This is a genomic window from Streptomyces flaveolus, assembly GCF_044765825.1.
Taxonomy (GTDB): Bacteria; Actinomycetota; Actinomycetes; order Streptomycetales; family Streptomycetaceae; genus Streptomyces; species Streptomyces flaveolus.
Window position 1 is genome coordinate 73,302 of sequence record NZ_JBIWKU010000002.1, and the last position, 21,932, is coordinate 95,233.

Consider the following 21,932-nt stretch of genomic DNA (forward strand, 5'->3'; position numbering starts at 1 on the left):
AGAGAAAGGCCAAGCGATGCAGAACCCGTCCGGTCAGGAGCCGGAGACCTCTCTCTCCGTGACACCGCCGAAGAAGTGGGCGGCCGGGGTCCCCGCCGTCGTGCACGCGCTGGAGTACTCCCTGGAGCAGACCTCCCCGCGCAAGACCGGGGTCGATCTGCTCACCATGAACCAGGTGGGCGGGATCGACTGCCCCGGCTGCGCGTGGGCGGATCCCGCCCCGGGCCGGCGCCATCGCAACGAGTACTGCGAGAACGGCGCCAAGCACATCAACGACGAGGCCACGACGCGCAGGATCACCGCCGACTTCTTCCGCGAGCACCGTGTGTCCGACCTGGCGGCCCGTTCCGACATGTGGCTCAACCAGCAGGGCCGGCTCACCGAGCCGGTGATCAAGCGGCCCGGGTCGGACCACTACGAGCCCATCGGCTGGAACGACGCCCTGGGCGTCCTCGCGCAGGAACTCCAAGGGCTGGACTCGCCCGACGAGGCGGTCTTCTACACCTCCGGCCGGGCCAGCAACGAAGCCGCTTTCGTCTTCCAGCTCTTCGCCCGGGCCCTGGGCACCAACAACCTGCCCGACTGCAGCAACATGTGCCACGAGTCCAGCGGCTTCGCCCTGAACGAGACTCTCGGCGTCGGCAAGGGCACCGTGAGTCTCGACGACCTGCACCACGCGGACCTGATCTTCCTGGTGGGGCAGAACCCGGGCAGCAACCACCCGCGGCAGCTGTCGGCCCTGGAGGAGGCCAAGCGCAACGGCGGCCGCATCGTGGCGGTCAACCCGCTGCCGGAGGCGGGGCTGCGGCGGTTCAAGAACCCGCAGAAGCCGCGCGGGGTCGTGGGGCGGGGCACCCAGATCGCCGACCGCTTCCTGCACATCAAGCCGGGCGGGGACCTCGCCCTGTTCCAGGCCCTGAACCGGCTGCTGCTGGAGGCGGAGGACGCGCGTCCCGGCACCGTCCTGGACCGCGACTTCATCGACGCCCACACCTCCGGTTTCGAGGACTTCGCCCGGCACGCCCGCACCGTCGACTGGGACGACGTGCGCGCGGCGACGGGACTGAGCCGCGAGGAGATCGAGAAGGTCCGCGACGAGGTCCTCGGCAGCGAACGCGTCATCGTGTGCTGGGCGATGGGCATCACCCAGCACAAGCACGGGGTGCCCACCGTCCGGGAGATCGTCAACTTCCTGATGCTGCGCGGCAATCTGGGGCGTGCGGGCACGGGCGCCTGCCCGGTGCGCGGGCACAGCAACGTCCAGGGCGACCGCACCATGGGCATCTGGGAGCAGATGCCGGACATCTTCCTGGACGCCCTGCAGAAGGAGTTCGGCTTCGACCCGCCGCGCCCGCACGGCCTGGACTCGGTGAAGTCGATCAAGGCGATGCTGGAGGGCCGCGTCAAGGTCTTCCTCGCCCTGGCCGGGAACTTCGTGCGCGCGGCGCCCGACAGCGAGGTCACCGAGAAGGCGATGCGTTCGTGCCGGCTGACCGCCCACATCTCCACCAAGCTCAACCGCTCGCACACCGTCTGCGGCGACACCGCCCTGATCCTGCCGACGCTGGGGCGCACCGAGCGTGACGTCCAGGCCGACGGTGAGCAGTTCGTCACCGTCGAGAACTCCATGAGCGAGGTGCACACCTCCCAGGGGCGGCTCGAACCGGCCTCGCGGATGCTGCTGAGCGAGGTCGCCATCCTGTGCCGGCTCGCCCGGCTGACCGTGGACGGTGTGGGGGACATCCCCTGGGCCAGGTTCGAGGGCGACTACAACACCATCCGGGACAGCATCTCCCGGATCGTGCCGGGCTTCCACGACTTCAACGCCCGGGTGACCCGTCCGGGAGGCTTCCAGCTGCCCAACCCGGTCAACGAGGGCGTGTTCAGGACCGAGACCGGCAAGGCCCGGTTCACCTGCAACGAGCGGGTGGTTCCCCTGGCCCCCCGGGGGCACCTGCTGCTGCAGACCCTGCGCTCGCACGACCAGTGGAACACCGTCCCGTACACCAACAACGACCGCTACCGCGGTATCCACGGCAGCCGCCACGTCGTCCTGGTCAACCCGGCCGATCTGTCCGAACTCGGCCTCGCGCAGGGCGACCGGGTGGACCTGGTGAGCGTCTGGGAGGACGGCACCGAGCGCCGGGCGGAGAACTTCGAGGTCGTGTCCTACCCGGCGGCCAAGGGTTCGGCCGCCGCCTACTACCCGGAGACGAACGTCCTGGTGCCGCTCGACAGCGTCGCCGACATGAGCAACCAGCCCACGTCGAAGGGCATCGTCGTCCGCCTGGAACCCGCGGGCGACCGGTCCCGGCCGGCACCCGTCTGACGGGGACCGGGACGGCCGTACGCCGGGCGGGGCCCGCGGAGGCAAGGCGGTGACGTGCCGGCGGCCCGAGTGCGGGGCGTTCGTGCAGCCGGCGCAGGCCGCCCCCGCAGAAGTGTCCGGCCGCCGAGACGTACTCGGCCTCGGGGCCTGCACCGCGGCGGCCGCCGTGGCGGAAGCAGACCGCCGAGCGGTTCGGCGGCCAGCGCGCGCAGGTGCTGCCCGCCGGCTCCGCGCTCCTGGGCGGCGAGGAGGCGGGCTGGGAGGCACCCGAGCCGTCCAGCCCGGAAACCGAACGCTCCGCTTCCTGGGCGCGTCCGGCGAAGGCGGACCTTCAGACGTTCTGCCGGCGGGCGAAGGGCCCGCGCAGGGCTGCCCATTGCAGGAGCATGATGGTCTTGCCGTCGGTGATGCGTCCGTCGTGGGCCATGGTGAGGGCCTCGGCGAAGGGGAGTTCGAGGACTTCGATGTCCTCGCCCTCCTCCGCGACCCCTCCGCCCGTGCCGGTCCGGTCGGCGGGGGTGTAGGGGGCGGCGAAGAAGTGGAGGCGCTCGGTGACGGAGCCCGGGCTCATGTAGGCATCGAGCACGTGGGTGAGCGGGCCGAGTACGACGCCGAGTTCCTCGGCGCTCTCACGGCGGATCGCGGCATGCGGGTCGTCCTCGTCGAGCAGTCCGGCCGCCGCCTCGATGAGCATGCCGTCGGGGTGGCCGTTCACGTAGGCCGGGTAGCGGAACTGGCGGGTGAGCAGGATGCGGCCGCGTTCGGTGTCGTAAGGCAGAACGACGGCGCCGTTGCCGCGGTCGTAGGTCTCGCGCTGCTGGGTCTGCCACCGTCCGTCGCGGCGCCGGTAGTCGAAGGTGGTGCGGCGCAGGACGTGCCAGCCCTGGGAGGTGAGTTCGACGTCGCGTATCCGGACGCCGGGGTTGCGGTCGAGGTCTCGTCCGGCGAGGTCGAGGCCGGTGCGTCCGCGGTGATCGGGGGTGTCGACACCCGGGCGGCCCGTCACCTGGTCTCCTGCAGGGTGCGGTGCGGAATCTCGGCGACGTCGTGGTAGACGGGCAGGCCGCGGCGGCGGGCGGTGGCGACGTCCTGGTCGGCACCGGCGGATTCGCCCCGCAGGCGCAGCACGGCGTCGCAACGGGTGAGCAGCCGTTCGGCGGTCGGGTAGAGCACCTGGTCGGCGAGGGGGTCGGTGGGGCCCGCGCCGGCGGAGCGGAGGACGGGCAGGGCGATCCACTCGCCGATCACGGGGATGTGGCCGGCTGCGAAGACGGGCCAGGCCGCGGCTTCCAGGCGGGCGAGGTTGGCGGCCATGGCCTGCGGATCGCCGTCGGTGCCGGAACGGTAGGGGCCTGCGATGAGGATGAGCATGGGGTTGTCGGTCATACCGGCTAAGATACATGCAGAATCGTGCAAGAACAGGAAGGAACGTGAATGCTGGCTGCTGAACGGCGCGAGCACCTGCTCGGTCTGCTCGCCCGCACGGGAAAGATCGTGGCCAAGGACGTCGCCGCCGACCTGGGCATCTCCGAGGACAGCGTGCGGCGCGACCTTCGCGATCTCGCCGCCGAGGGGTTGTGCCAGAGGGTGTACGGCGGCGCGCTGCCCGCGTCTCCCGCGGTGGTGGACTACGACGCCCGGCAGGCGGTGGCCCCGGACGGCAAGCGGAAAGTCGCCTCAGTGGCCGCCTCGCTGGTGCGGCCGGGCGGTTCGGTGATCCTCGACGGCGGCACCACCGCCCTCGCCGTGGCCCGGGCACTCCCGAAGGACCTCGCCTGCACGGTGATCACCCACAGTCCGACGATCGCCACGGCACTGATCGACCACCCGCGGGCGGAGCTCTTCCTCCTCGGGGGACGCGTCTTCAAGCACTCGGCGGTCACCTGCGGCGCCGCCGCGGTCGAGGCCGCGCAGAACGTCTCCGCCGACCTGTGCCTGCTCGGCGTCACCGGCGTCCACCCCACGGCCGGACTGACCACGGGGGACGCCGAGGAGGCGGCGATGAAGCGCGCCCTGTCCGCGCGGGCCGCGGACACCTACATCCTCGCCTCCCGCGAGAAGATCGGTACGGCCTCGCCGTACCGCGTGCTGCCCTGGGAGAAGATCACCGGGCTGATCACCGACGCCGATCCCCACGACACGGTCGTCGGGCAGCTGGAGACACTCGGCGTGGAGGTCCTCGTGGCCTGATGAGAGCCGCACTACCCCCTCGGCCGGCAGGCACGTACGCACGTCGCTCCGCCGGTCCGCGGACCGGCACCTGGCCCACGGCGCTGCTGTGGAAGGTGATCCCGCAGCTACTTCGACGCGGCGGTGGTCACCGCACTCGGGCAGGAGCGGCGTCGCGGAGAGCGCCCGACGCCACGGTGGCGGACGCCGTGAACGACGCGGCGGACGGAGCGGGCACGGCCCCGAAGGCCACCAGCAGCCAGGACGCCGGGACGGGCCCTGCGCCCGGACCGCCCGGCGCTCCTGCGCCCCCGCTCCCCCCGCCGCCCCTGGTACCGCCGCCGCAGACGTCTCGTGGCCGGGCCGGCCTCCGTCTGTGCCGTGCTCGCGACGCCCGGAGCCCTGTCCACGCTGCCGGACGTCCGCCGACGGCCCTGACCGGGTCACCGGTCCGACGGTCTCCGGTACGGCGCAGGCCAGGGCGCCTGAGCGGCGGGGTGCCTCACCCGGCCCGGGCGGCACCCCCGCCTCCGAGCGGCCTTCGGGCTCCGCCACCCCGACGCAGAAGCCCGGTACCCCTCCCCCGCCCGGCGCGGCATCCCGGCCCGCGGCGAACGGCCGGCCGGGCTGCCGCTCACCTGGTCCGTCGGCTCCCGGGCATGGAAGCTCGGCTGCGGTCACGACTACGTGTACGACAGCCTGGAACGCCGGTGAGGGCCCTACCGCTGAGGGCGGGGCGCGCTGCGGTTCGGGCAGCGGTTCGACCAGGCCCCGCAGGCACGTCCTCACCTGACCCCATGCCCTCCCCCGTGCACGCACTGGCGCACTGCCTCCTGACCCAGGCCGCCGTGGCGGAGTTCCTTGCCCTGCCGCAACAGCCCGCGGTTGCGGACGACTTCGACGCGCTCGACACCGCTCTGCGCGCTCGCGGCTGGAGATGGGGGCACGAATGCCTGACGGACTCCTACCGCAGGGGCTTCGGGCATCCGTTGTGCACCGAGGGCGTTGCCCCGTTCGGGGATCCGACGGCGCGGAGTTTCCTGGCGTTCGGCGAGCTCCATCCAGTCGACCCGGACGACGAGGACCTCGACAACATGCCCTGGCTGGGTGACCTCGTGGACGACTGGGGCCGGGCCCCGGGCTGGACCGTTAGGCGCCCGTCCACGGTGGAGGCGTGCGTCGAGGTGCTCGACCGGGCCGCGGACGCCATCGCCGCCCGCCTCGGGGCCGCACCGGAGCGGACGGTCACCAGCGACGCGGCCGTGGTGACGGGCCCGCCCATGCCCCACCGGATCTGGCGCACCGCCACGCACGCCGTGATCGTGGGCCCCCATGCGGACAACGGCCCGTACGGCTACCTCACCCATCTGCAACTGGCCGCCTCTCCCCTCGGCCTGGCCCCCGAGCTGCCGCCCGCGGACGACGCGGCGGGACTGGACCACTGGATCGAGGCGCACGTCGACTGGTGACGTGCCGTCGGCGGGGACGGGAGCCACGGGCCGGCAAGGGCCTTGGCCGCCACCCCGGCCGGGACCACCGGCGCCCGGTGCGGCGGGTTCAGCCGCTCTGGAGCCGCAGCCGGAAAGCGGGACAGACGTCCGGGTCGTCGCCCGCGTAGAGGTAGGTGCGCCCGTCGCCGTCGGCGATCGACAGGGAGTCGAGGGTGTCGCCGTCCAGGAAGCGCTGCGGCGCGGTGAAGGAGAGGGACACGTGCGCGAATTCGGTGGCCGGGGTGCCGCCCTGCACGACGGACCAGGTGCCGGAGCCGTCGAAGTTCTCGCCGAGTTCGCTCCGGTACCAGTCACCGGTCGGCCAGTGGTGCACGGTGACCGTGCCGCTGCCCGGCTTGGTCGTGGACGCCTTCAGGGTGAGCGTCACGTCCTTCGCGTCGCCCTCGCCCCGGTAGGTGCCGGCGAGCTGCCCGGAGGTCGCGCCGACCGCCTGCTTCCCCATGCAGGCGTCGACGGCGGTGGGCGCCGAGGAACAGCCCGGCAGGCAGGTCAGCAGTGCCAGCGCGGCGGCGGCCGCCGGCAGACGTACTCGGGACACCGGCTCACTTCTCCTTCGCCGCAATGCGCTCGGTCCAGATGATCTTCTGGTCCACGGACGAGAAGACGCCCTCTTCGCGGTTGGTCTTCTCCAGCCAGTCGTAGTAGCCGATGTAGTGCAGGAACGACGCGTTGCTGGTGTTGTTCTTCAGGGTGTACTCGACGACCAGGGAGCCGTCGGGGTCCTGGCCCCTGACCGTGTAGTTGAGGTTGTAGGAGCCGGTGAACGCCTCGCCCAGATGGTCCTCGTCGCCGGTGACGATGGCGGGCAGGTCGGTGGTGAGGAGCTTCTTGAACGCCCCCAGCTTGCCGCTCTCCGAGATCGAGTACGCCACGCTGCCCTGCGGCCGGCCGGTGGACCGCCACTGCTCCAGCGTGTCCAGCCGCAGCTGCTCCATGCTCTCGCTGGACCTGATCAGCTCGGTCATCTCGTCGCCGTAGTAGTAGTCGCGGTGCCGGGCGCCGTCGCCGGTCACCCAGTCCCGGCCCAGCGAGTACGGGTCGTCCGAACTGAGCCCCGGATAGGGGTTCTTGCCCTGAAGGGCGAGGTCCAGCGCGTTGTACGCGTCCTCGCTGATCTTCTTCGTGGAGTCGATGTCGGTGAGTCCCGGTTCGTCGTTGAACCACCGGCCCAGGCCGATGTCGGCCATCAGGCTGAAGGCGAGGTTGCGGTCGGCCGTGACACCCCGCTTGAGGATCTGCGCGATCTCCCGGTCCGCCGCCTCGATGGTCTTCTTCTCGTCGTCGGTCAGCTCGGCCTTGCAGACGCTGCCGATGACGTCCGGGGACAGCGTCCCGTCCGCTGTGATGTGCAGGCCCTTCTCCGTGGCCCGCCGGGCGGCGTCCTTGAGGTCCTTCTGGGCGGACCTCAGATCGCCCACGCCGTCCTCGACGACGCGTCGGGCCGCGTCCGCCACCTTCGCGGCGCTCTCCAGCCGGCGCTCGATGTCGTCGATCATCTTCCAGGCGTAGGGGGCGGCCGCCCCTTCCCAGTAGCCCTTGTCGCGCAGCGGCGTGAGCGCTTCGTCGTGCATGCGTGTGCCGAGGCCCTTGATGTCGCGGTGGATGCTCTCCCAGCGGTCCGCCAGGCCGTCCAGCGCCGACAGGTCCACGGCCAGCAGGGTGAGGTAGAAGGTCTGCGCCATCAGTAGTCCTCCAGCGGCGAGCGGAGCCGCACCCGGCCGGCGGTCTGCTCCACGGCCATGTCCGCCTGGGTGTAGCTGCCGTCGCTGAGGCGCAGGCTCTCGGCGATGTGCGCGAGCCATGCCGTGACCGTGCCGGCCTGCCGTTCCCACTGCCGGTGGGCGAGGCGGACGGCCCGCGCCGATTCCAGGCCCTCCAGCGCGCCCACCGCCTTCAGCGCGGGTTCCTCCAGCGTCGCGGCCGGCTTGTAGAAGTGGTCGTAGATGTCGTCGATCCGGCCGGCGGCCTTCTTGAGCACTCCCGGTGCGATGTTCAGGTCGACCGGCCGTCCGCCGGCGGGCGGTGGGCGCAGGAGGCCGGGAGGGCCCGGGAGCAGCTGCGGCCGGTTCAGCGGGTCGGTGGTGCTGTCCGCGGGCGGCGCGGTGTAGTGGCCCTCCCAGCCGGGAAGGACCTTGTGCCGCTCGATCTCGTCCGGGGACAGCGGAAGCTTCGCCCCGTCCGGCTCCGGAAGCCGGTCGTCCCCCGTGGTCTTGCCGTCACTTCCTGCGGTTCTGCCTTCGCTCATGTGTGATCCCCCGTTCGGTGCCGCCCCTCAGGAAATCATGGTGAGCGCCAGGTGATCACATCGCTGCGGCCTGCCGCGCCCGGTCAGGGGCCGGGGAGGCCGCCCTGCTCGGCGGGGCGGGCAGGGCCGGCGCCCGCCCGCACAGGCACCTCCACGCAGGTCTAGACCTGACGTGTGCAGGTCTAGGCCTTAGCGTCGCTGCAGGTACCGTCAAGGGGGCCGGCAGGCCAAGTCGGCGGCCGGGAGGGCCGGTTCACGCCGGGATCGGCGACGGCCGGGCCAGGGCATCAGGTGCTTCCTGGCGTTCGGACCGGACGGGAGACTCAGCCGGTGTGGCCGGGGTGACCCTGTGTCAGCAGGGTGTTCCACGCCAGGGCGAAGACGGGGAAGCCGAGTTCGGCGAGGGCGAGACGAGCCGTCTTGACCTTCACGTCCGCAGCGCCGGTGGCTTCCTCGACCAGGTCGACCACGTAGTACAGGTGGGTGCCGACGAGGCCGTACCAGCTCCGGTTGGGGTGCGGACGGGCGGAGTCGGCGGGCGTCAGGCGGGCGGCGGCGGCCCGGACCTCGTCTCCGGTGAGCCGGTGGGTGACGTCACCGGAGGTGAAGGCCGTCTCCGTGGCGGTGGGCATGCTGGCTCCTGGTCTTCAGCGGGTTGAAGGCGAAGATACTGGACAGCGGCGTCGCTCTGTCCGGCTTCGATCACCTTTGCGGCAGCGTCTGTCGAGAGCCGGCGCTCGCGGTCCAGGAGCCGCTTGCCACACGGCGGGGGCGCCGTGGGCCGGTGGGGTGCCGCGTCCCGGGGCGGAACGGAATGCCGGATACTCGCGGGATGGACGGATCGAGGGCCGGCTGGATCAACACCACTCACGATTGGGCCCGTGACGTGGACCTGGGCCATCTCGCTCACATTCGCCGGGCGCCGGAGCAGTTCGCTCCCGGCGGCCCGGGGCACCTTGTCCTCGAAGTCGTCGCCTACGCCGCCGACGAGGCAGCGAGCCAAGGGCAGGGCCGGTGTCTGATCACCCTGCACGGCGACGGCTCCGTGTCCGTCGAGGACAACGGACGAGGCACCGACACCCGCGTTGATGATCACGGCCGGACCGTGAAGAAGCCGGTGATGGCGTCGAAGGACCTGCGGTTCTTCGACGCCCCGGACGCCCAGCGGCTTCCGGACGGGCATCCGCGCCGCGGCATGTCCGTCGTGGCGGCGCTCAGCGAGTGGCTGGTTCACACCAACCGTCGTCGCAACGGGGCCTGGACCCAGCGGTATGAGCGCGGTGTTGCGGTGACAGAGCCGGTACCCCTCGAGGCCGACGCGACCACCGGGACGCTCGTCCGCTTTCTGCCGGCCGAGCCGCTCCGACCGCCAGGGGCACTGACCGCGGACGCCCTGACGCGGTGGACCGCACACTGGCCCGACCTGGAGGTCCACGTCGACGACAGACGCGGCAGGGCAGCATGATCCCGCGTTCTCCGCGGCCTGGGATCCGGATGAGCAGGACGTGACCGCGGGCCGTGACCGGCCGTCAGCTTCGTGCAGAGGCCCGGGAGCAGAGCAGCATCGCGACGATCAGGGAAACGGGATGGACACCGGCGCTCCACGGTTGGGGTACGGCCTTCGGGACGGCGACCGCCACGGTGCGAGCAGCAGCCGGCTCACGAGGAACCACGGATGCTCGACCAGCGCCTTGACCACGAGGGTCCGACGACTGCGGGACACCGTCCCCCACCGGTTCCATGGCCAGACCCTTGGCCTCGCCGGCCCGTCCTCCTCCAGCCCGTGCGGGGCCCGCCGGCGGGAGGGGCCGGGGACACGTACGCCGGCGGCGGCAACCGGGCCGGGGGGCGGGAACCCGGCGCACTGCGGCTGCCCCGGATGCCGTGAGCGCCGGCCTTGCGATGACCGGGCCGGCACGGTTCGCCTCCTGGCCCGGGCGGGACGGCGGCGGGCCGCGCGACGTGCGGGTCCGTCCCGGCAGCCCCCCAGGGGGTTCAGGCGGCCGCGAAGTTGTGGGCGGGGGCGTCGCGCCACTCCACCCACCGCGGATCGTCCAGGACGGCCCTGGGGTCGGCGATGCCGGCGCCTTCGAGGAACACGGCCAGGTCGTGGTCGCTGTAGGCGGTACCGAGGACCTCGTCCCCGCCCTGACGGTGCACCGTGACCCTCCGGCCGCCCGAAAGGGAACGGCCGTGCACGACGATCGGCGCACTGCCCACCCCTTCAGCATGCGCCCGCGGACGGCCCTCCGACGAGCCCGGCGACGGGTGCGGCCGGGCACTACGGCGTGATGCCCGGCCGCACGGAGGGCCGGCTGGCCGGGGGCCGTGAGCGGTGCCCCGGGGTGCGCGGTCATGCCGCCAGGCGGGGCGGCGGGGGCCGCGGGGGCGCGCAGCACGCGGATGTTCTTCTTCTTGGTGAGGGCCGGTCGCCGGTCGCCGGGGGCAGGGTCCGGGCGGCGGATCGCGGAACCCCTGCGCGGTGGAGCGCGTCTTCCCCGCCGAAGAACATGATCACGAGAGAGGGACACAAGGTGAGTGACCGCGCGCGAGGCCAGGACACCGATGCCGCAGACGCTCCCTGGTGGGCGGGGTTCGGACCGGCCGGAGGAGTGATCCTCCTGGTGAGCGGGCTCGGCCTGCTGCTGTGGCTGGTCCTGGGCACAGGCACGGCCGGCAGCGACTGGTCCCGCTCCTACGGGGCCGGCAAGATCCTGGCCATCGGATGCGTCGTCGCCGGCACGGCACTCCTGGCCCGCCGCCGCGGCCAGGACGACGCCCCGCGCGAAGAGGCGGACGGCCCCGCCCGCACGGAGGGCTGAGCGGCGGCCTGCGACGCCCCTACGTCCCGGGTTTCATCGACGGGCAGAAGGTGTCCTCCGCGAACCCGTAGAACGCGTCCACCTGGGCCTGCGTGCCGCCCGTGCTCTTGTCGTCCTCCTTGTAGTAGTTCCACGTCAGCTCACCGGAGGCGACCTTCTCGCAGTGGTCCCCGATGACCGTGGCGAACAGCTTGGCGCTCTCGTCGCCCATCGGCGGGTCTGCGTAGTTGTTGGCCTCGGCGACGGCCGCCAGCTGCCTCACCATCGCGTCGGTGATGCCGTGTTCGTCCAGGTAGTCCTGCACGGAGGTGTCCTGGGTCTCCTCGACGGCGGGTTCGGGGGCGGCCGGTTCCTCCGTCAGCGGTTCCGTGACCTCGTCCGGGCTGCTGGAAGCAGGTTCGGAATCGCTGCCGCACGCGGTGAGGAGAAGCACGGCGGCGGCGAGGCCGGCTGCGGCGTACTTGGTGATGCCGGCCGGGATGAGGCGGGACTTGTCGTTGCCTGACATGCACTCAAGGTAGCGAGTCGGACTTGTCGCCAGGAGCGAGGGGCAGGGCCGAGGTGCCGGACGTTCAGCGCGGTCAGGGCGGTGCGCACCGGGGGCGGTTGCCGGTATGATTGATCTTGCAAGGCGCGCCGCTGCGGCGGCCGTCCGCTGTGCGTTGGTCGTCTAAGGAAGGACGCCCCGCTTCCTGCGGGGAAATGCAGGTGCAAGGCCTGCCCGGCGCTCCATCAGGTCCCGTCCCCAGATACGGGGGACGGGACCTTTCTGTCTGCCGGGGCCGGGTGCGGCAGGCGGCGGGCGGGCCAGGGTGCGGTGGGGTGAGGTGGACGACGGCGTCGTCGATCGGGTGGTGGCGGCGCGTTTGCCCTCGCGCAGCGGCGGGCCGAACGTGCTCCGGCACGAGGTGTGCGCGCCGATCTCTTCGAGGGCTGTTTCGGCCAGGCCGTGCCAGAGGTGCCGGCGGTCGCCGGTCTGCACGATCGTCGGGCCGGCGTCGGTGGTGGCCTGGGCGAAGCCCCCCCGAGCCGTCGCGGCCCACCACGCGGACGCCGGGATGCTCGCGCAGCCAGGCGGTCACGGTGGCCGCCTTCCGGTCGGGCAGCACGTCGACGCGCTGCCCGCTGCCGGCATCGATGTCTGCGTCGCCCATCCGGCCCACCCCACGCACCCACGTAGGGAGGAGTTCCTCGCCGAGGTGCGCAAGGCGGTCAGTCCGAGCTTGGCGCTTGCACGAGAAGCTGACCGGGCAGCCTGGCCAGCGCTCGGCGAAGACGCCCACCGGCACCGTCCTCATGGGCGTGGGCCTCTCCGACCCGTCAACGGGCCGCCAGATCATCTCGTGGCGGGTTTCCGGCGTGTCCGGGTCATGCACATCGCTTTCCGGGACGCAACCGGGGGCACCGCCCGGGGCCCGGGGACCGTGGGCGCGGCGATGCCTGATCCAGCCGTCGACCCTACGGTTGTGGCATGGCGGTGATCAACGGTTGGAGGCTGGCAACGCGAGCCCGGATCCGCGCAGTGGACGCTATCGGCGCGGCTGTGCTGTTCGTACTGTCGGTTGTGGCTGCGTCGATCGATCCGGACCAGGACCAGTTCTTGCTGCGGTGGCCCGCCGTGGTGCTTGCGGCCGTCGGCTGCGCCGCGCTGGTGTGGCGGCGTCGCCACCCGTTCGGCGCACTGGCCGTCACCGTTGGCTGCGGCGTCGTCTTTCATGTGCTCGGGTTCCGGGACAGCCCGCTGGTGATCAGTCCGGTTCTGGTGTCCGTCTACAACGTTGCGGTGCGCACCGACCGGCGTACCGCCTGGGCTGCGGCCACTGCCTCGGCCGCCGTTCTGGTGGGGGCCGCCACCATGCTCGCCTCCAAGTCGTTGCTGGACCCGGACATGGTGGCGACGGTTGCGTGGACGGCTCTGCCCGCCGCTATCGGGGACGGAGTTCGTTCCCGCCGCGCCTATGTGGCGGCCGTCGAGGAGCGGGCGGAGTACGCAGAACGCACCCGCGAGCAGGAGGCCCGGCAGCGCGTGGAGGCCGAACGCGTGCGGATCGCACGCGAGCTGCACGACATCGTCGCGCACCACATCACCTTGATCAATGCGCAGGCAGGTGTGGCCGTCCATCTCGTGGAGCAACGGCCGGAACAACTCCTCACGGCTCTGAAGGACATCAGGGACACCAGCCGGTCCGTGCTGGACGAGCTACGGGTGACCGTGGGTCTGCTGCGGCAGTCCGACGATCCGGCGCAGCCACGCGACCCGATGCCGGGTCTCGCGCAGGTGCCGGCCCTTCTGGCGTCGTTCGAACGCGCGGGGCTCGCGGTGAGCCACACCCGGTGCGGCGCGGCTCAACCGCTTGAGCCGGCAGTCGACCTGGCTGCGTACCGCATCGTGCAGGAGTCCCTGACCAACGTGCGCAAGCACGCCGGGACGGGCACCGCCCGGCTGTTCCTGCACTACGGTCGTGAACAGCTGACGATCACCGTCGAGGACGACGGCTCGGCCAGGCCGCCTCACGTCTCCTCGGGGACCGGCCACGGGCTGATCGGGATGCGTGAGCGGGCTGTCACGATCGGAGGCAGGCTGTGTGCGGGACCGCGTCCTGAGGGCGGTTTCACCGTGACCGCCGAACTGCCGCTGCGGCCCGGCCAGGCACGGGATCGGAGGGAAGGGCATGACAATTCGCGTACTGCTTGCCGATGACCAGGCCCTGCTGCGGGGCGCCTTCAGGATGCTGTTCGACGCCACGCACGACATGGAGACCGTGGGCGAGGCGTCCGACGGGCGGGAGGCGGTGGAACTGGCCGGCGCACAGCACCCGGATGTGGTTCTGATGGACATCCGCATGCCCGAGATGGACGGTCTCGAAGCGACACGGCTCATCAGCGAGTCGGAGGACCTCGCTCATGTGAAGGTGCTGATTCTGACCACCTTCGAGGATCACGAGCATGTCGCCGAGGCACTGCGCGCGGGTGCGAGCGGCTTTCTTGGCAAGGGCGCGCGACCCGAAGAGCTCCTCAATGCCGTCCGCACGGTCGCAGGGGGCGAGGCGCTGTTGTCCCCGTCGGCGACGCGAGCGTTGATCACCCGGTTCCTGGCGCAGCCTGATCCGCGTCCGGGAGCCGTGCACGAGCGGCTGAAGTGCTTGACGGCTCGAGAAGGCGACATCACGAGGCTGGTCGCACTGGGCCTCTCCAACGACGAGATCGCCGAAGAGTTGTTCATCAGCCCCCTGACCGCCAAGACCCACGTCAACCGGGCCATGACCAAGCTGGGCGCTCGTGACCGGGCCCAGCTCGTGGTCATCGCCTACCAGTGCGGACTGGTCAGTCCGGCGACGGAACCGGGTCAGTCACACATGTCCGGCTAGTACGGCAACGGTGCTTGCCGTGGCTGGTGGCCAGGTCGGTCGCTGGTGTGGTCATGGGTGGGGACCATGGCGGTTCGTGCACCGTTTCAGCAGGTCGGAGCCCCGGGAGTCCGCGCCGGCGCCCTACATCGCCTACTGCCCCGCCGGCACCCCACGGGATGACCTGATCCGCATCGCGGGCAGCCGGTGGGCCGTCGAGGAATGCTTCCAGAGCGCCAAGCAGGAATGCGGCCTGGACGACTACCGGGTCCGCCGCTCCCCCGGATGGCACCGCCACATGACCCCCGCCATGGCCGCGCACGCCTGCCTGACCGTCCTGCGATTCCGGCAGCTGGATACCGGGAAAGCACAAACGGATCCTCCGAGCTCATCCACCTCAGCCTCGCCGGGACACGGCGCTGATCACCCGCCTCACCGACCGCCGGCCCACACCCCTCGGGCACATCCTGCACCGGTCACACTGGCGCCGACGACGCCGGCACCAGGCCCGTACCAGTCACTGCGAACGACGCGGACACAGCCCCTGACCTGGCCACCAGCCACTGCAAACACCGTTGCAGTACCAGCAGCTGCGGCGGCGCACGGGTTGTGTCGCCGCGGTAGGCCGGCGGGCTGCATACCGCGGCCGTGGTAGCGGTGAATCGCTGCGCGGGGATGACGCGCCAGGGGCCCTTGCTGGGCGATGGTGGAACCCGGAACGGAGGTATCGCCATGATCGGAAATAAAGCCCAGTGCCTGACCAGGAAGCACACCGACAAGGCAGCCGTCGAGGATCTGTCCTTCACCGTCCGCCCCGGCATCACGGGGTTGCGCAGCCCCGGCCATCCCCACAGGACCCGTCACCGGACGGCCTGCGACGCGCGCCGGAATGAGCACGACTGCCTTGCCGCCGTGGCACCGCACCTGTCTCTTCTGCGCGATGCCCTGGCCCACGGCACCGGCCGGGACCAGCAGATGCATGGCAATGGCCGAACCGTGCACAGCCACGTGTCACCGCGTCGGAGCAGCTCAGTCCGCGTAGCCCTGGTCAGACAGCTCACTCTGGCCGAATGGGTCAGCAGGACCACGCGCATCGAGCGGCTTGATGGTCGTACGGGTGACCGGTGACTGCCCGGTGCGTGCCTTCCGTGGGACGCCGTGTGATCGGAGTCCGGCCACCGCTCACCGGGCCGGCCGCTGCTGACCTGGGTGCAGCGGTACCCGCAGTCCCTGCGGCAGGCAGCTGCTGGGTCTCGGTCCGCGGCAGCCGGTGCGTGCCGTCACCGTCGCGGATCGGCACCGCGACGGTGTCCCGGCCGCTGCGCGCCGGATCCGCCCGTCGGGGCCGCCACGACGGGCAGCCGGCCGTGACGCGCCACTTCTGCCTCGGCAGGCCGAGACGTCTCCCGACGCTGAGGATGCGGCACGTGCTGTGGGTGCAGCGCATCGACGCGAAGATCGCCGCGATGCTTCAGCGGCAGGCGCAGGTGGACGACGGCCGGACCAACCGGCCGCGGCCGCGGCCGCCGCAGTGGATCGCCGGACTCGGCATCGGCGCCCGGCGCCCGCCCCTGCCGGTCCACGCCGGCGACTGCCGCACGGCCGACGGCACCGTGCCGTCGGCCGTGCCAAGCCCGCCCGCTCCTCGCCTGAAGGCCTGAAGGCCTGCGGCCACTGCCGGCCCGACGTCCAGCTGCACTGCATCGGCTTGTCCCGCCCCGGTGCGGCAGGCTGCGTGCCGGGTCAGTTCTCCGACGGGATGTGGAAGGCGATCGCCTTCGCCAGCCGGTCCGCCTCCTTCGACATCGGCCCCTGCTCCTGCGCCACCGTCACCAGCAGCCGCAGCACGTCATGCGCCTCTTCCAGCGTCAGCTGGGCCAGGCGCGCCGCGGTGTCCACCGGGGCGAAGCCGATCTCGTCGAGGTCGATGTGCTGGTCGTCGTCCATGACCGGGCAACGTACCCAGCCCTGGCGCGGTAACGCGCCGGGGAGAGGCTCTGCAGGACTTCAGCCAACGATCGTCCCCCACACAGCCGGCCGCGGCAACGCTCCCGCGCTCCTCCGTGCCCCCGCTCTGCCGTGCGGCAGGACGGACGCAGCACAGCGGACTGCCGAAGACACGCGCTGATCCCGGCTCCCCAGAGCGTCGAATCCCAGAGCGTCGAACGCGACGCCTCGATGCCGGCCGGGGCTGCCGGGGAGAACACCGAGAAGGGCAACCTGACCGCCCTGCCGGAACTGGCCCGGGAGTACGCCGAGGACAACGCCGGAGCCCGGGTCGTGATCGTAGAGCGCGACGGCCGGGTGCTCACCGACTGCGCCGGCACCACCGTCACCGGGACCGCCCGTGCGGGCGAGCCGGACATCGCCGCCGCCCTGCGCAACGAGACCACCGCCGCCACCCGCACCGGCGCCGACGGCGCGGATATCGTGGCGGCGACGATGCCGGGCTCCCCCGGCACCACCATGCGCGGCGCGCTGCGGGTGACCTACCCGATGACCATGGTCACCGACCGCGGACACCCCATCCGGACCGCCTCGCCCCGGCCGGCGCGTGCACCCTGGCCGCCGCGGCGCTCGCGGCGTTCACCGGCCTGCTGGATCACCCGACCCCCGCGCACCCTGGAACGCGCCACCACCCAGCTCGCCGCCGGCAGCGTCGGTGACGGTGCCGGCTTCGATGTGCACCACAAGCCGCAGAGTGCAGGGTCCGGTGCCGGCCGCCTCGACGGACACGAGGAACACCGGGGCGGGATCGGGGTCGTGCGGGAAGGCGTCGCCACGGTGCTGACAGCGGACCGGCGCGGCGCGCGTCACGTGCCGGCGCTGTGTGAGCCGTGCAGCACACGTGAGCCTGCATGGCCGCTCACCGGGGCCGGACGGAATCTGTGGCTGAAGTTCAGGGCGATGTCCAGTGCGAGGAAGTTCCGTCCGCTGTCCGTGCGGGCGTGCACCAGAATGCGGTGCTCGGCCACCGGCACCGCTTCGGGGAGCTGGAGGTTCCACGTCTGCCGCCACGGTCCGGCAGCCGGTGTGAGGTCGCCCGAGAGCCTCGCGCCCAGGGTCTCGAGCAGGGCGGGCAGTCTGTAGGTTCTCTGGAACATCTTCACCGGCCCGAACTTCATGATCACGTTGCAGGTGACCCGGGTCAGGTCGACGGGCTCCTTGAGGCGGCCGTTCAGCTCCCAGCGGGCCTGGTGTCCCAGCCAGGGCATTGCCGGAGTCAGCGTGACGGCGAGGCCGTCCAGGACGTAGGTGCCGTCGCTCACGTCTTCCACCAGGCGGATACTCATGTCACTCCTCACCCGTTTGCGGGCCGGAAAGCACCGGGCGGACAGCCGGGGCAGCGGACGGGGAACACGCGGCACAGGCGGCATAAAACCGCAGGTGAGCGGGGATGTGAAGGCAGGGTGCGGCCGCTTGGACACCGGATGCCGCGCGCCCGGCGTCCGACACCGACAGGGGATGTGGGGGACGTGACCGCCACACACATGGGCCAAACTGGGACCCCGGCCCGATTCCAGCGGGCCGGGGCTCCACCTGTGCGGGCGGCCGCGGCCTAGTACTCGTCGTGGTGGCGCTTGATCACCCGGAAGCTGGCCACGACACCCTCGTCGACGTCGATGCCCTCGACGCATCCCGGGCGCACGCCGTAGCTGGAGCTGTGGCGTCCGACCGTGGCGATGGGAGCACCGTTGTCGCAGACGGCCCCGCGGAAGACCTCGACGGTCTTACGGCTGTCGTTGCGGATGTTCAGGGTCTTCGCGCCCAGACCGCTGACCACGGTGATGCAGTCACCGGCGTGAGTGGAGTAGGACCGCTCGTTGATCTGGATACGGCCCTCGTCCTCGTAGTCGTCGCCCCGGTCGTTGCCCTTGCCTCCGTAGCCCCTGCCCTCGTTGCCCTTGCCTTCGTCCCCCTTGCCTTCGTTGCCCTTGCCTTCGTCGCCCTTGCTGTTGCCGCTGTCGCCGCCGGTCGGGGCGGCCACGGCGGCCGGAACCTCCTGGGGCGCCGAAGCAGTGCCGGCCGAGGCGTAGGTGATGCCGGTCGCAGCCAGAGCCGCGGCAGCCGACACACCAGCGGTGACCATGGTCGAACGAAGCTTCATCTCACCATCTCCTGTCGAACAGAGACGCCGGACCATTCGGCCGGCTCGTGAACGAACTTACCCAGAGCCGATATGACGGGCATTTCGAGAAGCCGGGGATTCAGCTCCGAACGGGGTATTCTTCGGCTCCTTCCACAACCTGACGACACCTCAGGTCACCTGCCGAAAAAGGCGATTGACATACTATTAGGCTTTCAGAGTGATGTTCTGATGCCTTCTCACCCCCGTCATGACGGCGCGTCGCTGCGGACCCGATGAGCTGAGCCGTGTTACCGAGGCCGAACCTTTCCTGTCGTGCCGTTGCCCAGCCGGGCCCCGGCCAGGCCGGTCCCGGCGAGGCAGCCGCCCACGAGGCCGCTGCGGCACTGCCCCGTCCCACGAGATCCAGCACCGAGGCATCGCACTGACCAGGCATGATGCACTGCGCGGCGAGACGCGCCGAGGCCGGCGCCCCGGATACCGCCCCTGCCAGGGGGAAACGGACAATGGCGTCCCAGCTCGTCACGACTCGACAGCTCCCCCCTTGTTCTCAGCCCTGGACGCAAGAAAGCACTCGATTCACGGGCCGGCCGGCAGGCCCCCCCAGACCAGGACATGCTGACGGCTCTCGCCCGCCAAGGCCTCCCACGCCCACCCCTCCCACCGCCCGCACAGCCACAGCCCGGCAAGCTCAACCATCAGAACAAATCCCGACGCCCACACACACCGGAACGGAACCGATCCGCACTCGCCACACCCGCCGACAACCCCGGCGCCGTCCGAACTCGACACTCAGGCGGCAACGACCTACATACCGAAAGCCCACCACGTCCGGCCCACGGGCCAGACCACGACGCCCTGTCCCGCCGGCAGCCTTCACCGTTCGAGAGCGCCGGCATCACCGGGCCCACGCCCCAGCAGCATGGCTGACACCAGCCCACCTCCAGCACATCCGCCGACAGCAGGTCCCAACGACCGCCCGACAGCTACGGCTATGACTATCGCTACGGCTATGGCTATGGCTATGGCTATGGCTATGGCTATGGCTATGGCTATGGCTATGACAGCAGTATTCTGACGGAGCCTCAGAACGCCGTCTGCGGGACCACACCCGTGCCCACGACGCCACGACCCCGGCTGTGCCCGTACACGGCACGGACCTCGCTCACCCAAGAACCACACCCTCAAGAGACGGCACGACAGACTGCCTCCGCCGAACACCCGAACAACGGCTCCGCCCCGCACTGCCCCGGGGCCGCAAACACCCCCCGACCGACGGCGTGAACGTCGATGCGGACCCGGGTGTTGGCCTCGACGGTCTTGATGGTGCAGGCGGCGGCCCTGGCCGTGTCGCCCGTGGTGCCGCCGATGGTGAACGCTTCGTTGATCTTGAAGTGGTGCGCGGTGGACGCAGAGCCGTTGCCGCGGTCGCAGGCGGGGATCTGCACCCAGGAGTCGCGGGGGAAGGAGACGCCGGTGGCCCATTTCCAGGCCCGGTGCCCACCGGCGTCGCTCAGCCGAGGATGGGGATCAGGCCGAGAGCGAAGAGCACGTAGAAGCCCGCCGCGACCGACAGGCGCGCGGGGGTGAGCTTGTGGGCGCGCATGGTCAGCAGCAGGTAGACGATCGCGGCCATGGTGATCAGCCCGGACCACAGCAGGGCGGCGTCGAAGTGCCACTTGGTGAACAGCAGGCCCAGGCCGGAGGGGACGGTGGCCTGGATCATCATGGCGCCGGAGATGTTCGCCAGGGCGAGTTTGGTCTTGCCCTGGCGAACCCAGATCACCGCGTTCATGATCTCCGGCAGTTCGGTGGCGATCAGGGACAGCAGCAGTGCGGTGACGGAGGCGGACAGGCCGATCATGGGGCCGATGGCATCCAGCTGCTTCACGAACAGCTGCGAGGCGAAGAAGATCACCACGAGGGTGGCCAGGGTCTGCGCGACGACGGCCCAGGTGGCGGGGGAGGCGGCCTTGGGCTGGAACTTGAGCGGCTCCAGCTCCTCGCCCTCCTCGTCCTCGTCCTGGCCTCCGCCGATCTCCCGCCAGAAGTAGGCCGCGTACGCGGCGAAGAAGAGCAGACCCAGCACGGGCTTGAACGCGAAGGCGACCAGGCCGAGCGCGACCTTCACGATGAAGATCGGCAGGAACCACTTCTGGTCCTTGGCCAGCCGCTTGATGTCCTTCTCCGTACCCAGAGCGTTCTCGGGATCCGGGTAGGTGAGCGGGCCCGAGGGCGGCAACCCCGTGATGGCCGGGACAGCGTTGCGCTCGCGCCGGCGCTTGAGCAGCAGCATCGCGCCGGTCACGCCGTAGGCGACGGTCGCCAGGGCCAGCGGGCCGCCCATCGCGGCCCCCACACCGATGTCCTTGGCCTCATCGGTGGCGCCGGTGGTGACCGCGACCAGGGTGACGACGGACTCGGGCAGGGCGGTGCCGAAAGCGGCCAGGATCGTGCCGACCGCCCTTTCCCACGTCGAGGCGCTCGCCGAGCCACTCCACGGCGTTGACGAACCACTCGCAGGAGAGGTAGATCGCCACCGCGCAGACGATCAGGAGAACAAAATGAATCACAGGTCCGGTCCAAGCCTTCCCGCACCGGCGGGGGCTTCGAGGACGACCGCGCGAAACAAGGGGAACGGCGGCAGCTTCGACCCCGCCGACACGCGCATACGTCGTCGACAAAGGGCCGAAGGTCTCGCCCACCCGCACCACGGTGCGGGCCCGGTCACCGGGATCCCAGCGCTGGGCTCCAGTATGTCGACGACCGGTATTGCAGGGCTACTCCCCTTCGCGACCGCCGACCTTACACGCCGCTCCCCCGGAGCCCACCAACGTCCCTGCGGGCATGCGCAGTCCGGACGCGACTTCACGAGGCGGGTGGGCGCTGTGGTGTTACAGGCTGAGGGTGATCGCCGCGGCGATGCCCCCCAGGCCGAGGGCGAAGGCCGCCTCTTTCCAGCCGCCCTTTCCCCAGCGGAAGGGGCGGTCGGCGGCCAGCCGGCCCGGACCGATGGCTGCGACGGCCAGCGCGACGACAGCGATGCACACGCTGTACTCCACTCCGCCGTCCGTATCCCACAGGCCGTGGGCGCCGGTGACCGTGGTCATGGCGTTGATCATGACGCCGATCAGGGCAGCGGCCGCCAGGGGTGTCAGCAGCCCCAGCGCCAGGCCGAGGCCGCCGAGCAACTCGGACATGCCCCCGACCGCCGCGAAGAGCTTGCCCGGGTGGTAGCCCAGGGCCGCGAACCCCTTACCCGTCGCCGTCAGACCCGGGCCTCCGAACAGCCCGAAGACCTTCTGCGCCCCGTGTCCGGCCATCAGCAGACCGAAGGTGAGCCGGATGAGCAGCAGCCCGACGTCGGCGGCGGCCGTCATCGGCGCGGTGGTGGGAGCGGACCGCGCCGCCGGTGTAGTGGA

The 21,932-nt window shown here is 71.1% G+C and carries 22 protein-coding genes and 2 pseudogenes; 10 read left to right on the forward strand and 14 right to left on the reverse strand.

Annotated features, from left to right (window positions below):
• Positions 1-16 precede the first annotated feature (16 nt).
• Positions 17-2,329: an FdhF/YdeP family oxidoreductase gene (locus ACIRG6_RS05380; RefSeq protein WP_403320859.1), complete on the forward strand. Its 2,313-nt coding sequence runs from the start codon at positions 17-19 to the stop codon at positions 2,327-2,329.
• A gap of 331 nt (positions 2,330-2,660) precedes the next feature.
• On the opposite strand, the gene ACIRG6_RS05385 is transcribed toward ACIRG6_RS05380, so the two are convergent.
• On the reverse strand, positions 2,661-3,335 hold the full coding sequence (locus ACIRG6_RS05385) for an NUDIX domain-containing protein (RefSeq protein WP_365021979.1): 675 nt from the start codon (positions 3,333-3,335) through the stop codon (positions 2,661-2,663).
• Positions 3,332-3,715 (reverse strand): DUF4406 domain-containing protein, encoded by a 384-nt coding sequence (locus tag ACIRG6_RS05390; RefSeq protein ID WP_403320861.1) that lies wholly within the window; start codon positions 3,713-3,715, stop codon positions 3,332-3,334. The genes ACIRG6_RS05385 and ACIRG6_RS05390 overlap by 4 nt, the downstream gene beginning before the upstream one ends.
• A 48-nt stretch (positions 3,716-3,763) precedes the next feature.
• Between ACIRG6_RS05390 and ACIRG6_RS05395 the strand changes: the two genes are divergently transcribed.
• Both ACIRG6_RS05395 and ACIRG6_RS05400 read left to right on the forward strand, forming a co-directional pair.
• On the forward strand, positions 3,764-4,519 hold the full coding sequence (locus ACIRG6_RS05395; RefSeq protein ID WP_318219438.1) for a DeoR/GlpR family DNA-binding transcription regulator: 756 nt from the start codon (positions 3,764-3,766) through the stop codon (positions 4,517-4,519).
• Between the two features lie 776 nt (positions 4,520-5,295).
• The gene (locus ACIRG6_RS05400; protein WP_403320864.1) at positions 5,296-5,967 is read left to right on the forward strand and encodes a hypothetical protein; all 672 of its coding nucleotides are present in this window, start codon (positions 5,296-5,298) and stop codon (positions 5,965-5,967) included.
• Positions 5,968-6,055: 88 nt separating this feature from the next.
• Here ACIRG6_RS05400 and ACIRG6_RS05405 read toward each other — a convergent pair whose 3' ends face one another.
• From ACIRG6_RS05405 to ACIRG6_RS05420, 4 genes are all read right to left on the reverse strand, one after another.
• Complete coding sequence (locus ACIRG6_RS05405; protein ID WP_403320867.1) at positions 6,056-6,547, reverse strand: hypothetical protein; 492 nt, start codon at positions 6,545-6,547, stop codon at positions 6,056-6,058.
• A gap of 4 nt (positions 6,548-6,551) precedes the next feature.
• A complete protein-coding gene (locus tag ACIRG6_RS05410) occupies positions 6,552-7,691 on the reverse strand; it encodes a hypothetical protein (protein ID WP_403320868.1) in 1,140 nt (379 codons plus the stop codon).
• Positions 7,691-8,254, reverse strand: a complete 564-nt coding sequence (locus ACIRG6_RS05415; RefSeq protein ID WP_403320871.1) for a hypothetical protein — start codon at positions 8,252-8,254, stop codon at positions 7,691-7,693. The genes ACIRG6_RS05410 and ACIRG6_RS05415 overlap by 1 nt, the downstream gene beginning before the upstream one ends.
• A 323-nt stretch (positions 8,255-8,577) precedes the next feature.
• On the reverse strand, positions 8,578-8,886 hold the full coding sequence (locus ACIRG6_RS05420; protein ID WP_225634493.1) for a hypothetical protein: 309 nt from the start codon (positions 8,884-8,886) through the stop codon (positions 8,578-8,580).
• Positions 8,887-9,086: 200 nt separating this feature from the next.
• Here ACIRG6_RS05420 and ACIRG6_RS05425 point away from each other — a divergent pair, with 200 nt between their 5' ends.
• Entirely contained in the window at positions 9,087-9,719 is a 633-nt protein-coding gene (locus ACIRG6_RS05425) for an ATP-binding protein (protein WP_403320873.1), read from the forward strand.
• A gap of 530 nt (positions 9,720-10,249) precedes the next feature.
• Here ACIRG6_RS05425 and ACIRG6_RS05430 read toward each other — a convergent pair.
• A complete protein-coding gene (locus tag ACIRG6_RS05430) occupies positions 10,250-10,474 on the reverse strand; it encodes a hypothetical protein (protein ID WP_403320876.1) in 225 nt (74 codons plus the stop codon).
• 404 nt (positions 10,475-10,878) lie between these two features.
• On the opposite strand from ACIRG6_RS05430, the gene ACIRG6_RS05435 reads away from it, so the two are divergent.
• Entirely contained in the window at positions 10,879-11,076 is a 198-nt protein-coding gene (locus ACIRG6_RS05435) for a hypothetical protein (RefSeq protein ID WP_403320879.1), read from the forward strand.
• 19 nt (positions 11,077-11,095) lie between these two features.
• On the opposite strand, the gene ACIRG6_RS05440 is transcribed toward ACIRG6_RS05435, so the two are convergent.
• A complete protein-coding gene (locus ACIRG6_RS05440) occupies positions 11,096-11,584 on the reverse strand; it encodes a hypothetical protein (protein ID WP_403320882.1) in 489 nt (162 codons plus the stop codon).
• 963 nt (positions 11,585-12,547) lie between these two features.
• Here ACIRG6_RS05440 and ACIRG6_RS05445 point away from each other — a divergent pair.
• From ACIRG6_RS05445 to ACIRG6_RS05465, 5 genes and pseudogenes are all read left to right on the forward strand, one after another.
• Complete coding sequence (locus tag ACIRG6_RS05445) at positions 12,548-13,777, forward strand: sensor histidine kinase (RefSeq protein WP_364683895.1); 1,230 nt, start codon at positions 12,548-12,550, stop codon at positions 13,775-13,777.
• Positions 13,749-14,444 carry a response regulator transcription factor gene (locus tag ACIRG6_RS05450; RefSeq protein WP_364683893.1) on the forward strand — a complete coding sequence of 232 codons (696 nt, stop codon included), beginning with the start codon at positions 13,749-13,751 and terminating at the stop codon, positions 14,442-14,444. Before ACIRG6_RS05445 ends, ACIRG6_RS05450 begins: the two co-directional genes overlap by 29 nt.
• Before the next feature lie 121 nt (positions 14,445-14,565).
• Positions 14,566-14,832 (forward strand): annotated as a pseudogene (locus tag ACIRG6_RS05455) (IS701 family transposase); the annotation flags it as partial.
• A 323-nt stretch (positions 14,833-15,155) separates the two neighbouring features.
• Entirely contained in the window at positions 15,156-15,551 is a 396-nt protein-coding gene (locus ACIRG6_RS05460) for a hypothetical protein (protein WP_403320885.1), read from the forward strand.
• Positions 15,552-15,850: 299 nt separating this feature from the next.
• Positions 15,851-16,084, forward strand: a complete 234-nt coding sequence (locus tag ACIRG6_RS05465; protein WP_403320888.1) for a hypothetical protein — start codon at positions 15,851-15,853, stop codon at positions 16,082-16,084.
• Positions 16,085-16,166: 82 nt separating this feature from the next.
• Here the strand turns inward: ACIRG6_RS05465 and ACIRG6_RS05470 are convergent, their stop codons facing one another.
• From ACIRG6_RS05470 to ACIRG6_RS05495, 6 genes and pseudogenes are all read right to left on the reverse strand, one after another.
• Positions 16,167-16,370 carry a DUF6417 family protein gene (locus tag ACIRG6_RS05470; RefSeq protein ID WP_364683887.1) on the reverse strand — a complete coding sequence of 68 codons (204 nt, stop codon included), beginning with the start codon at positions 16,368-16,370 and terminating at the stop codon, positions 16,167-16,169.
• Between the two features lie 866 nt (positions 16,371-17,236).
• Positions 17,237-17,716 (reverse strand): hypothetical protein, encoded by a 480-nt coding sequence (locus ACIRG6_RS05475; RefSeq protein ID WP_364683883.1) that lies wholly within the window; start codon positions 17,714-17,716, stop codon positions 17,237-17,239.
• 266 nt (positions 17,717-17,982) lie between these two features.
• Entirely contained in the window at positions 17,983-18,531 is a 549-nt protein-coding gene (locus ACIRG6_RS05480) for a hypothetical protein (protein WP_403320890.1), read from the reverse strand.
• A 1,265-nt stretch (positions 18,532-19,796) separates the two neighbouring features.
• A pseudogene (locus ACIRG6_RS05485) lies at positions 19,797-19,997 on the reverse strand (LCP family glycopolymer transferase); the annotation flags it as partial.
• Between the two features lie 26 nt (positions 19,998-20,023).
• Positions 20,024-20,869 (reverse strand): sodium:calcium antiporter, encoded by an 846-nt coding sequence (locus ACIRG6_RS05490; RefSeq protein ID WP_403320892.1) that lies wholly within the window; start codon positions 20,867-20,869, stop codon positions 20,024-20,026.
• Positions 20,870-21,404: 535 nt separating this feature from the next.
• Positions 21,405-21,890 (reverse strand): DoxX family protein, encoded by a 486-nt coding sequence (locus tag ACIRG6_RS05495; RefSeq protein ID WP_403320895.1) that lies wholly within the window; start codon positions 21,888-21,890, stop codon positions 21,405-21,407.
• Between the last annotated feature and the right edge of the window lie 42 nt (positions 21,891-21,932).